The 13,443-nt window shown below is 55.0% G+C and carries 6 protein-coding genes; 4 read left to right on the plus strand and 2 right to left on the minus strand.

Annotation, left to right across the window (positions count from 1 at the left end; translation table 11 throughout):
- Positions 1–233 precede the first annotated feature (233 nt).
- The 4 genes from FYC48_RS14405 (at position 234) to FYC48_RS14420 (ending at position 9,755) form a co-directional block, all read left to right on the plus strand.
- The gene (locus FYC48_RS14405; RefSeq protein ID WP_160149522.1) at positions 234–6,875 is read left to right on the plus strand and encodes a choice-of-anchor M domain-containing protein; all 6,642 of its coding nucleotides are present in this window, start codon (positions 234–236) and stop codon (positions 6,873–6,875) included.
- 36 nt (positions 6,876–6,911) lie between these two features.
- Positions 6,912–8,147, plus strand: a complete 1,236-nt coding sequence (locus tag FYC48_RS14410; RefSeq protein ID WP_149497429.1) for a GTP-binding protein — start codon at positions 6,912–6,914, stop codon at positions 8,145–8,147.
- Positions 8,148–8,323: 176 nt separating this feature from the next.
- Positions 8,324–8,791: a thioredoxin domain-containing protein gene (locus tag FYC48_RS14415; RefSeq protein WP_160149523.1), complete on the plus strand. Its 468-nt coding sequence runs from the start codon at positions 8,324–8,326 to the stop codon at positions 8,789–8,791.
- A 112-nt stretch (positions 8,792–8,903) separates the two neighbouring features.
- Positions 8,904–9,755, plus strand: coding sequence for a hypothetical protein (locus tag FYC48_RS14420; protein WP_160149524.1), 852 nt, complete (start codon positions 8,904–8,906; stop codon positions 9,753–9,755).
- Between the two features lie 286 nt (positions 9,756–10,041).
- Here the strand turns inward: FYC48_RS14420 and FYC48_RS14425 are convergent, their stop codons facing one another.
- Both FYC48_RS14425 and FYC48_RS14430 read right to left on the minus strand, forming a co-directional pair.
- Complete coding sequence (locus FYC48_RS14425; protein ID WP_149497432.1) at positions 10,042–11,421, minus strand: hypothetical protein; 1,380 nt, start codon at positions 11,419–11,421, stop codon at positions 10,042–10,044.
- Positions 11,422–11,867: 446 nt separating this feature from the next.
- Positions 11,868–13,364 carry a sulfatase family protein gene (locus tag FYC48_RS14430; RefSeq protein WP_235034257.1) on the minus strand — a complete coding sequence of 499 codons (1,497 nt, stop codon included), beginning with the start codon at positions 13,362–13,364 and terminating at the stop codon, positions 11,868–11,870.
- Positions 13,365–13,443 lie beyond the last annotated feature (79 nt).

Genomic DNA, 13,443 nt, shown 5'->3' on the forward strand with positions numbered 1-13,443 from the left:
TGACCACCATTGTGGCCGGGTCGGTTGCATTCGCACATGCACACTCTTAGCATGTGACAAAGACTTGCATTTGCACCCCGCCGAGCCCGCCCCTGTGTTCGCCCCGCCCCGAGAGGATTGGATTGATGAGCGTATTTCGTTTTGGTCGCTGGTCTCGCTCGCGAAATCGCCTCAATAGGAAAGGATTGAAAACACACAGACTGCTTCCAGTAAATCCTCGTCGATCTTCGCGATTGGAACAGCTTGAGCGGCGGCAGCTGCTTGCGGCCGAATTAGATCACTTCTTGACCTCACGACACGTTGACATCAATGTCCAACATCACTTAGGCCAGTGGGAGTTGGGATTGGAATCCGAAGAATCAGGCAACGAAGTTCAGTACTCCACCGACCAAGCGTTACTTTACGCGGGTACTCCGACGGCAACGACGCTGCCGTCCGACGCACCACTCGAATTTATCGGTGTTGTACCAGGCGAGACGTTTTATCTGCTGCCACAGTCGCAAGCTCAAAATGCTGAAGCGGTCTTCCTCGGAGTTTCCGGATACGGTCTGGATGACTCGATCGATCAATATGACGCCTCGACTGAATCCAAAGGCCGCATCGGCGCGGAACCTTCACCCTGGGCCAAAGCTTCTCTATCGAACGTGAGGCACTTCAACCCCGATGGTACGCCGGGTACGGGAGAATTCTCGATGTGGCAGTCGGGAATTTTTGGTCAAACTGTCGTCTTCATGTCTTCCTTCGATGACGGCGTTTCTAATCCGAACGCGTTTGGCCTAGACACGACCGATGGCATTTCTGCTGATGACGCGGTTTGGATTTCGGCGGGAAGCCATTCGCACTATAACTTCGGATTCTCCCAGCCTGGGCGATATGAAATCGATCTGCGGTTGTCGGCCTATCTCGGCGATGACAACATGGCGACGGCCAACGAATCCGGCTTCAGCCAGAGCGATCCGATCACCGTCTATTTTTCGGTAGCAAGCGTCGGTCAGATACAATTTGATGCGTCTAGTTACAGCGTCGACGAGTCTACGAACACGGCTTCGATTGATGTCATTCGTACCGGAGGCAGCGATGGGCGAATCAGCGTTGACTATGCCACAAGCGATGGTTCAGCTGTAGCTGAGCTCGACTACACCGCGGTGTCTGGTCAAATCGTTTTCGCTGATGGACAGACACGAAAGACGATCGAAATCCCGATCCTCGATGACGCGACCGCCGAAGGTGACGAATCATTCGGTGTCGGTTTGCTAACCCCAACGCCAGTTGGCATTGATCATTACCTCAAGGAATCCGAAGACGATGTGAATGGATTGTTGGGCGACGTCGCTTCTGCCACGGTAACGATCCGGGCCAATGATGGGTCATTCGGTGTCGAAGGGATTGACGATTCTTACCTACCTGGCGACACCCTGAATGCCCGTGTCACGGGTGTGACTCTCGAAGAGGGGCAAGAGATTCAGTGGCGGATTCGCCCCGTAGGAACTGACTTCACGGGAACCGTCCTGAGCCGATTTATTCCAGAAACCGATAACGCGGATGCCCGCGCCGGCCAACTCGACATGCAACTCGACGCGTCCTACGACGGCTATGAAATCGTCGCTGCGGTCATGCAGGATGGTCAGGCGATCGCGACCACCGAGTGGTCGGGGCCGATCTCGGTGGCCAATGCGGTCGCCCCACTTTCACTGACGTACAGCGGACCGTCGCCGTTTCGCATCGGTGAAACAGCTTCGTTAGTCGCTACGGGCCGAGAACTTGCCGACGGGGAAAGTCTCAAGGTTGTGATCAATGCTTCCCTTGACCACTACAACCTATGGAGATCGGCGCGCGGTTACGACGCTCTTGATGCGCGCACGTTTGCCTTTGAGCCGCCAAGCAACACGATCTACCCGTTGGCTCTTCAAGTGATTCGCGATGGTCTCGTTGTGGCGCAATCCGAAGCGTTTGAGGTGGACGCGCAACGAGTCGAGTTTTTCTTTGAAGGAATGCAACCGGTTTATCGTGCCGGCCAAACCTTCAGTGCCACGATCACAGTCGATCCCGACTTGGGTGACAAGGTGACGTATTCGTGGGCGATGTATGACGACGACCAGAACCCGATGAAAGTTGCTCAGGGGGAAGAAGGGCGCACGTTTGAAATGCCGCTCACGGCCGACTTGGACGGCGAGCGGATGTACATCCAGGCGAGAGTGGCTTATGAGAGTGGCAACACCGCGCTTGTCGGTGGAGCCTATCCTTATCTCACGGTGATCGACAACGCGTCGGAACAACTGTTCTTATTTAGTTCCCTCCCCGATCACTTCCATCAAGGGGCACCGGTCGATCTTCAGCTATTCGCCGACCCGGGGGTTGGCGAGGGAGATTCGATTGTGTGGGAGTGGCGTTGGCCGGGCATGCAATGGGAAACGCTACCGAGTGCCGAAGGGCTAACCCATCAAATGATTGCCGAGCAATCGATGGACGGTGTGGAAATCCGAGCCACGCTTCAATTCGCAAGTCCTGAATTCGATCCGATGGTCGCCGGACCGGTAATGATCGAGATCGATGATCACGGCAGTGCTCCGGTGCAGCAACTGACGATCGCGGGTGATCTTTCGGTCATCGCTAACCATTCAGTGACCTTGACCGGTCAGCTGCCGCCCAATGTCAGTACCGTCCTCACCACTTATCTTTGGGAACATAAAGGCGCCGGCGAATCGACATTTTCGCCTATCGCTGGTCAAAGCGGCAGCACGCTGTCGTTCCCGGCGACCTTGGATGACGACGGAGCCGAATATCGCGTCTCGATCCTGAAGCCAGACGGAACAGTCGCCTATGGCCCGTCCCCGGCGGTGTCACTGAACGTGATCTCCGGTAGCGGCGTGGTGCCTTTTGCGTTGCCTAAGGTTGTCATCTCGGAACCCGGTTATGCGTACAATACGATCGGAGCCGACTTCAACGGTGATGGACTGCAGGATGCTCTAGTCAACGGCTTCGCTGACGTCACCTATCTTACCGAGGTCGTTTGGGCACCTAATTTGGGTGATGGGACGTTTGGGGAAAGGCAAACGATCTTGCCCGGAACATCTGATTTCATTGCCAACGTTTTTCCCATTGATGCGGACCAGGACGGCGATTTGGACGTTGTCGTTGTCGGGGGCGATGCCCTTCAATACCACGCGAACGATGGGAATGGGAACTTCGGCGCGCCGGTCTCGATCGCTGGTGCCGCCAGCCACCGGGACGCGTTCGGCGGCGATCTGGACGGCGATGGCGATGTCGATTTTGCCTCGATTACCACCGATGGCATCGTTCAATGGTTCCGAAACGAGGGCGGTACCTATGTTGCTCGAGACATCACCACCGGCCTGAATGGCGGTAACGCCATGACCGCCTTCGACGCGGACACCGATGGAGATATCGACTTGGTGGTCGGCTCCAACGATGTCAAGCAAATCACGCTGCTCGTCAACGATGGTACCGGTAGCTTCAGCAGTTCGGTTTTGGCTGATAGCGACATTGACGTTCGCAACCTCTACCCCGGGGATCTCGACGGGGACGGATTGATCGACATCGTTTCGGCGTCGTACTTCGACGGCGAGTTGGCGTACTTCCGAAACCAGGGTAACAACACGTTTGAAAAGCGTGTGGTGGACGTCAACGAGTCCGGCGTGTTCGGCGGTGACGTCGGCGACATCGACGGTGATGGCGACATGGACATCATTGCCGCAGGCTTCGACGATACATCAGTGTCGTGGTACGCCAACGATGGGGCGGGATCGTTTGGCGGCCGCCAGATCATTGCCATCGACGGTTCGGCAAAATTTTCGCTCTACGACGCCGGGCTGGCCGATTTCAACGCCGACGGTCAAATGGACGTGATCACCGGCGACACCGTGAACCCGTTCGCGATTGTGATTCACGAGAATCAGTTCGGCTCCTTCACCAACCAAGTGATCGCACCGGTCGACGGCATTTATCTCGAAGACGCGGCGGTCGATTTGCGCGTTCACTTTGGCGTCCCTGTCGATGTGACTGGCACACCAGGGGTCGAGTTGCAGATCGGTGGTCAAGCAGTGACGGCGGAGTATCTGTCGGGAACCGGCACGCCCACGCTGACATTCCGTTATGTGACCCAGGGAGATGATGTTGATTTGGATGGCATTGCGTTAGCTTCGACGAGGGTGGCTTTGCCAACCGGCGCGGCGATGACCGATCCGCTTGGCGATGACGTGGACCTGAGTTTGCCCGCTGTGGATCTAAGCGGCGTGGTGATCAACGGGTCGGCACCACGTGTTGCCAACATCGCTCGACTGGATCCGGCCGAGACCGCCGCCAATTCCGTTCGCTTTGCAATCTCGTTTAGCGAACCGGTCACGGGCGTGACCACGGACACCTTCGCAGCGAGCGCCACCGATGGTTTGACGGGCGCTGCGGTCACCGGTGTCAGTGGCGATGGGGCCGACTACGTCGTGTCGGTCGACACCGGCAGCGGTAGCGGAGCATTGGGTCTGACCAACGGAAACGAGGGGATCGCTGACCTGGAGGGCAATCCACTGGCGCTACCTATCCTCGGTGGCGAGGTGTACACGTTGCAGCGTCGCCCAGCGCGGACGATCAGCAACTACTTCGACGGCGGACACGCCGACGTCACGATCAACTACGGCAACAACCACTGGAGTATCCAAGCGCCGGATTACGACCTGGAAGTCAGTGAGGTTCTGATTGTCGGTGGCCCGGACAGTCAGATAGTTGCCCCGAGCGGCGACGAGTTTGACTTCTTGGGAGCGGCGCCGGGAAGCGACATTTACGTGCTGCCGGAGAGTGGTGCCCCGGCGACCGTGCCCGACTTGGGGATCAGCAACATTCCTAGGCCAAGAGACGCTTTCGCGACTTTTGCCAACACCGATCCGCGGGTCGATTCGACCGAAGCGTGGTTGCAATTGCAAATGGTCGGGATGCGAGGTCCGGAGGGTGGTGAGTTTAGCCTATACAACTCCGGGGTGACCGAACCGACGGTCTGGATGGCCACGAGCGATGGCATCGACGAATCGGACAGTTTGTTCGCGCCAGCGGGAGCCCACGGTCATTACAACTGGGCGTTCACTCAGCCGGGTAACTACGAGATTGACGTCTTCGCCAGTGGGTTGCTGGACACCAACGGCAACGGAACATTCGACGAAGGCATCGATGCCTACACCGAAAGCGGCATCACAACGCTGTACTTCCAAGTCAACGAATCGGGCGAGCCGATGCCCTACACGATCGCGGCGGAGGTTCAGACGGTTGACGTGCAACTGGTACCGGTCGCACTACCTTCCGACGCCGGCGTCACCGACCTGCCTACCGGTATCGACGCCGTCTCGGTCGGTGATCGCTACTATGTCGAAGTTTGGGTTCAAGACGTGAGCGGACAGTTGGGTGGGATCGCTGGCGGCCATGTTGACATTGAATACACCACCGATTTGCTGGACGCGTTGCAACTAACAAACGAAAACTTCGATGTGCTGCAATCTGGCTCGATCGACGATGCGGTTGGGTTAATCAATGACTTTGGCGGCGGAACTCTGATCCAACAACAAGCGCTCTCACCGCAGTGGGCTCGCCTTGGCTATGTCGAAGTCCTCGCTACCAGTGCCGGTGATGCGGAATATCGCTTACTCCCGGGTGCACTACCGTTTGCGAGCTTCGCCGACGGAAACATCGATTTTGCAGACGTCGACTTGAGTGACATAGCGACGGTCACGCACACCGAGTCTTTGCAACTTGATTTTGCAGTTTTACGAGAACCCACCGAGACGATGGGCGATGGCAGTGTCGACCAAATTCCCGATTCGGTTTCACACCTTCACGAATGGGAACCGTTCTACGTCGAAGTTTATTTGTCGAATGTCTCCGACCTTGCCGGAGTGGAGACGATTGCGTTCGACCTGAGCTACGACACGTCGATCACGACAGCGATAAAATTCAAACCGGGGCCGTCATTTGAGTTTCCGAATGGACTTCCGCTATTCGATGACATGGGCGGCACGGTGTCAAATATCCAGTTGATCGCAACGGATCTTGGTCTTGGCACGACGCCGGTGCTTCTCGGGCATTTCTTGTTTAGTCCGACTGGCTCGGACGGTGTCTCGGTGGACGAAGCAGGGGATCAGATCCTTGGGCCATGGGAACTCCATTTGACGGGAACCGCGGCCGCCGAAGTAGCGGGCCAGGAGGTCGACATCACGACCGCGACGGCGCCGGAAACTGCGATGTGGGGGGTGCCTTACGATGTGGACGACAGTGGCGTCATTGACTTCGCTGATTTCGCAGCGTTTGCCTCGGCCTTCGGTCATACCGTGGGCGATGCAGAACCTCCGTTTGCTCGCTGGGCTGACTTTGACGGCAGTGGTTTCGTTGACTATGCCGACCTTGCTTACTTCGACGCGAACCTCGGACTTTCGATCGGCGATTTCGAACTGCTGACGTTCAGCATGGCTTATCCGACCTCTGAACTTGCTTCGTCGTTGCCGCCAATCGTCCCCGAACTTTCACAAGCGGCACTGAAATCATTCTCTAGCTTTGGCCCGTTCAACAATGGGAAAAACGCTTCTGATGTCGACAACAGTGGTGCGACCTCACCTCTTGACGCGTTACTCGTCATCAATGCGTTAGCGTCACGATCGAATGCGCGTCCGTTTTTCCTGGACGTCAATAACGATGGCCAAATCTCACCGCTGGATGCGTTGTGGGTAATCAATCGATTGAGTCGTTCTCAATCTGAGCAAGCATCTGCGACGGACGAGGCACTCAGCACGTTCGATGCGTCCACGTCATCTCCGTTTTCAGAAGAGGTTGAAGACGAAGACTTGCTTGAGTTGATTGCTGCCGAACAACAGCTCTTTTAGTTACCCTACGTTTTCATGCCAATACGTCGTTGAATCATGGCCATCACGAACAAACTCCCCGTCACTGTCCTTTCTGGATTCCTTGGCGCGGGGAAAACCACGCTTCTCAATCATGTGCTGACTAACCGCGCCGGATTGCGTGTCGCGGTGATCGTCAACGACATGAGCGAAGTCAATATTGACGCCCAGTTGGTTGCCGGCGGAGACGCCGCCTTGAGCCGGACCGACGAGAAACTGGTGGAGATGACCAACGGTTGTATCTGCTGCACCCTCCGTGAAGACCTGCTACTGGAAGTAGCGAATCTGGCCAGGGAAGGCCGTTTCGATTATTTGCTCATCGAATCGACCGGGATTTCAGAACCCGCACCGGTCGCAGACACCTTCACATTTGCGATTGGGAACGGAGTCGCCCTTTCAGAGATCGCGGAACTGGACACGATGGTCACCGTCGTCGACGCCGCTAACTTCTTGGACGATCTTCGCATCGGAAATGATCTCCACAGCGTCGGACAAGCCGCCGACGAAAACGACCCACGAACTGTCGCTGACCTGCTAACCGAACAAGTGGAGTTCGCAAATGTCATCGTCTTTAATAAGACCGATTTGGTCGATAAGGATACCCTCGGTTCACTCGAGGCTTTCGTCGAACAACTGAACCCTCATGCGTTAAAACTCCGTTCTTCGTTTGGCAACGTCGAACCGACGAGAATCATGGGGACGGGACGATTCGATTTCGAGGTCGCAAAACAGAGCAAGGGATGGCAGCTAACTCTCCGCGATGACGGCGCCAGCGAAGTCGAAGAATACGGCGTAAATAGCTTCGTTTACCGCGCCCGTCGCCCGTTTCATCCACGGCGTTTCTTCGATCGCCTAAGCCAAGACTGGAGAGGTGTGCTTCGCAGCAAAGGCTTTTTCTGGTTGGCCAGTCGGCTCGGTAAGATCGGTATCTGGTCGCAAGCCGGCCGCGTCGCTCGACTCGACTTCGGCGGATTCTGGTGGGCGGCGATCCCCAGAGAACATTGGCCGGATGTCGACTCGATTCGAGCTGAAATCAAACGACGATGGAACGACGAAGTCGGAGACTGTCGCCAAGAGCTGGTCTTTATCGGAATCGGAATGGACGAGCTCGAACTCTACGATTCGCTTCAAGCATGCCTACTTACAGATGCCGAGATGGCTGCCGGGATCGAGTCATGGAAAACGTTGGACGATCCGTTCCCTCTGTGGAACATCACACTCGACGATGTCCTTGCCGCTTCGACGGCTCCGTAGTTCTCCCGCTAGATTAAATGTTTAGCTTCAATCACCAACCGGCGGGCTGTCGCCTCCATTATTACACTGACACCGTACGAAGACGATTCGGTTCATGCTAGTCTCAAAGAGTAACCAAACACTGGTCCAATGGTGCACCATGATTCGAGAGGTCCCACATGATAGTTTTTAGCTTGATGAGACACCCCATGATCAGTGACTTGGACAGGTTTATTGGGAGAGCACGAGCGATCATTGCGACTGGGTTATTCACCGTAGCCGTCGGTTGTGGCGTTCCGCCGGGGAGTCAATCTGAGATCGATTCGATCGAAAGTCTTCCGGTTGTCAGCGGAAGCGAACTACAGACATACCTTCAATCGAGCGATTCACCGGTACTTGTCGAGTTCGGTGTCGACTTCAATTGCTCTCGGTGTGTGCAAACCAAAAGCGACGTCGTACGGTTGCGTGAATCACTCAAAGGCACGGTCGATGTCATCCGTGTCGACTTCAATACCAACGTGCAGTTGGTGTCGCAACTCGGTGGTTCGATTTGCCCCACATACGTGCTTTTCGATCAACAAACGCCCGTCCTTACTCGCAGTTTCCCGGTATCGATCGATCTACTTGAGGGAGAAATCCTTAGGCAGTCTGAAACGCAGCAGTAATGACGCCTTGCGACGTAAATGAAAAACACACTGGACCACTTCGCAACTGACCATGACGTCGATCGATCCCCGATCAACCTGTAACCGACTACTTCAAACCAACGGTTTCCCAATGCCTCCCAGTCGATGGAATATGCCCGCGTTGCTCATCGTGACTCTGCTCGCGACAGAGCTACTCGTGATGGACCGGCTTGCCCCCGCTGTTGCCTATGGGCAATTCACTGATTTCTATACTGCTGGCCATGCTGATCTCGGGATCGAGTACAACGCGAGCCTTCAGGAATTCGAAACGCACCTACACGTCGGGAGAAACGCGATTGTCAATGGTGTCCCTTTAGTTGCCGAGACCGTGTACGATCTCGAGACAACCTTAGTAACCTCCGACGGCTTCGCTCAAAGACCCGATGACAGCGGTCTCGGTTTTGCATTTGCTCCACTGGGCATCGAGACAGGGGAACATTTTTGGTGGTTGCCACAGAACTATTTCGACGCCGTCTCCGGCGGAGACGATGGTCTTCCACACCTAGGCTGGTCGGCAAATGCGGCAGGAACCTTCGTAGACGATCAGTTAACATTGGCGCTTGTTGATGTCATGTCGCCCTCGGGAATCGGACTCTATTCTCTGTGGAGCAACAGTGGCATCTCCGCAAACTTCGTCCACGCAAACTTTGACGGCATCGACGCTAGCGACGCACTGACCCTCGCGACATCGGGGCACGACCACTTCAATTTGGCTTTTGCCGATCCCAACGGCCTCACGGCAGCCGAGGGTCTTTGGACCATTACTTATGGCGTCGAAGGCGAATTGCTAACCGGAGAAACAATCTCCAGCACATTTCGAGTCAATTACTGGATCGGAAACGGCTCTCCGGTTCCCGAACCGTCTTTTGCGCTCGCTTTCGTCGGTCTGGCAATGGCAGCAATGGTACCGAGAAAAAGAAGACATCCTCGGCATAGGCGTTAATCGACAACGCCTTGCACGAACCAATGCCTGACCGGCGTCAAGCCGGACCGATAGCGTTTCTCAACAGAGACAAATCAGTTAGCGTTCGCCACGATTTCGATGCGATGACCGTGGCTAACGCCCTTCGGCGATGAGCCGAACCAAGACATCGGTCCAGGCAAAGTCCTAGGGGCCTATCGATTCTCAGATTTGGCCTCTTCTAATATCGCCTTCTGCTCCGCAAAAGTTGCGTTGAGGGATCCTGCTTTTGTGGAGCGAAAGGCGACAATAGAGAACCACTAGACTTCTAGGCTCCGCGCCGTATTTGGACGATTTGCTGAGGAACCTTCTGCAAAACTCCGATCGCGATCGGTAGATGTTCGGGGCTGTCTTGCAACAACATTTGGAAATGCGATTGTGGGTCATCAAGCCATCGTTTGTATGCCGCTACGAAGAGATCAACAAACTCGTAGTCACAAGATCGCAGCGCACGAACAAAACATCTATCCAATGCCTTAAGAATGTGGTCCGGGATGGCAGTGAGTGTTGCGAGGGCGTACACACTGGCAAAAACAAGATGCTTCTGATTCGCCTCCAACATCATTGCCGCCGATTCGACGGTCGACTCATCCAGTTCGCCTAATCGCGCGACGGTACACAGTGTCTTCGCACGAACTTCGTCATCACGGTGCTCCGCTAAATGACGCAACTGGCGAATTACTGGTTCACTGACCTTCGCCTGCCGATCAATCCCCAATCGTTCAATTGCTGCAATCGCGTGAAGCATGATCGCTCGATTTGGAGATCGCAACTTATCGAGCAGCAGTGATACCTGCCGATCATCTAAGTTGCCCGGGCAATCCAGATGTCTGATCGCGACCACTTGCTTTGACACGGATGAACTGGACGCCAGTTGCCACCATTCGCGTTGCGATTGCCCCAACAAGAATTGCTTCTGCTGAGGTTGAAAAAACGAATCGTTCGTCTTCAGCAAGAATTTCAGAGAGTTCCGTATTGGGCGTTTGAGTTCGCTGGGCAAATCATTCAGCCACTCGGGAGTCGTATCACCTCGAGCCCACGCCGCCAACGCGTTGACATACGCAAGTGATTGACAGTCAAGGAATGGGCGTGGAGAGACATCCCACTGTGTTGAATCCCAGTACTTCGCCTGTTTCTTGACGAGGCTCACATGATTGCGGATCGCCCCGAGTCCCGTCGCAACCACGGCGAGTTCGACTCGTTCGGGATGGCTTGCCGAACCGAAATTGCTTTGGTGGAGCAGGTCGCAGACGACACCATTGATCAGTGCGGCCAGCCCCATCAGAGGATCGCTGTCGATCTCCATCTCAAGCGTAATCGATCGGTTGGACGCTTCGTAGTGTCCCGCCAGACCGCTAGGGCCACTGCAATTTCCACCTCCGCAACCACCGCTGCTGCAAGAACTCTGACTCTGCTGAGGTACGACTCGTAACTGAATCCCTCCGACGTCGTGTTTCAGATGGTCTCCCAAATGCTCGATCACATGCTGCGGGTTCTTTTCAGATTCGTACAAGTCTGACAATGACTTCCGGCTCAATACTGGAAGTGTCAAACGATCGAAGCCGACACATTCGGCGATCTGCTGAAGGTGAAACTCGATCCGCGACTTTTCGGCGTCGGACAAATTTGCTTTCAGCTTGAAGAACACGATAAATCACCTCGAAGTTGTGCAAGTTTCACGGAGCCGATGGAGACGTTGAATGACCATCAGCGTACAGAAACTCCAGTCCTCGAGCAGCGCCAATTTTAGTTGCGTCGTCGCACCGGTCCCCCCACGATGACATCCAATCCTCAGTATGACGACCAGTCAGGAAACAGCGATCTCGCACACATCGTTGCGAATCACCGAACGCAGCAGTGTGATTTTGACCGATCGTCACGCTCACGTTTTATCGGTCGGTAGAAAGCCTCAACGAAACGCCCCTTGCCGCTTCCCCTTGATCAAGCTTTTAGGGTCAGCTTGTCAGCCGGCGGCGGTCAGCCCCGGTTGTTGCACGGAATTCGTAGCGTACGCCAGTCGGTTAATCCAGATTTCGCCTTTTGACGAAGCATTCGGTCTACCTCACCTTTTTGGAAGTAACCTTTGATCGATCGTTATTCTTGGCTTTGGAACTGAGAATCGTTTGGGTCACCATTTTTCCAAAGCACAATCTTTTTGACATCGTTGCTTGATTCGGGACCGTCTGTGCTACGACCTCGTATGACGTCCTCGGTTAACAGACGCAGCAGACGTTCAGCCTGCGAAGCATGGGTCGGATACAAATTTTGCTGCTCACCGGCATCCGCCTCCAAGTTGTAAAGCTGCGCGACCGGCGCATCCTCAGGGACCTGCCCTTCTTTCGGTGACGTCCAGCCTCCTGATCCCTTCGCAAGACTCAGTTTCCATTTTCCCGTTCGGTAGGCAAAGTAACCCTGGACCGAATGATGGATCACACCGTTTCGGGTTGATTCGATCGACCGGCCGAAGAGCGCAGGTAAGAAACTAACGCTATCTTCGCATGTCCCATGAGGGATTTCTTTGTCGACCAGGTCGGCGACCGTCGCGAACAAGTCGGTCAGACAGATCAGTTGATGACATTGTGAGCCTGATGAAATCTTTCCAGGCCAGCGTACGATAAACGGAATACGGTGACCTCCGTCCCAGATATCGGCCTTGGATCCTCGCATGTGGGCGCTGACGAGATGACCTTGTTGGGCAAGCTCAGGGATGCCGGCGGCTTTCGAACAGCCATTGTCACTGGTAAAGATCAGCAACGTGTCGTCGGCCATACCGTTTCGAGACAATGCTTTGGAGACCTCGCCGACCACGTTGTCAGTCTGCATGACGAAGTCACCGTAACTGCCGAGCCCACTTTTGCCTTGCCACTCAGAAGTCGGAACGATCGGCGTGTGCGGTGACCCGAGTGGTAAGTAGAGAAAGAACGGGGCGTCCTTCCCAGAGCGAGAATCGATGTACTCAACCGCCTTTCGCGTCAGGCGCGGCAACATATTGATCTCGTCATCGTGTTCGATCACGACGTCATCTTCGATCACCGCCTTCATGTTTCGGGCGTGGTGAAATCCGTGGTAGTAATCAAAACCACGATGGATCGGCCCATCAGGAATCTTCGCACCGACGGGCGGTATTTTGTGCTTCTTCTGCTTGTATGCTTCACCAGTTTTTGGATCCAGGTATTCAAAATCCAGATGCCACTTGCCAATGACGGCCGTCGCGTAACCTTGCTCTTTCAAAAAGCCGGCAACGGTCATCCGATCGGCATCGATTAAACTTGGAGCAAACCCAGTCACGACACCCTTTTGCAAACGGGTTCGCCAACTGTATCGACCTGTCATGATTCCATACCGTGTCGGCGAACAAACAGACGATCCTGAATGTGCGTCAGTAAAGATCATTCCTTCACTGGCCAGTCGATCTGCATGTGGCGTCGGAATTTTGCTTGTCTCCGGGGCGAGGCATCGCACGTCCCCATACCCCAGGTCATCACAAATGACGTAAACGATGTTGGGTTGTTCAGCGACGACGGACTGCCCGGTGATCACCATGCAGTGGATGATCGCCCCGAGAAGCGATGCTTTGAATGTTGGTACCATTGGTTACCCTGATAATTTTTTGCCGACCGGAGAGGGCGTTGCTGCTTTGTTTAGAATTGCCATTAACGGAGATCATAAA

Origin of the sequence: Roseiconus lacunae (assembly GCF_008312935.1) — a bacterium.
GTDB classification, from domain to species: Bacteria; Planctomycetota; Planctomycetia; order Pirellulales; family Pirellulaceae; genus Stieleria; species Stieleria lacunae.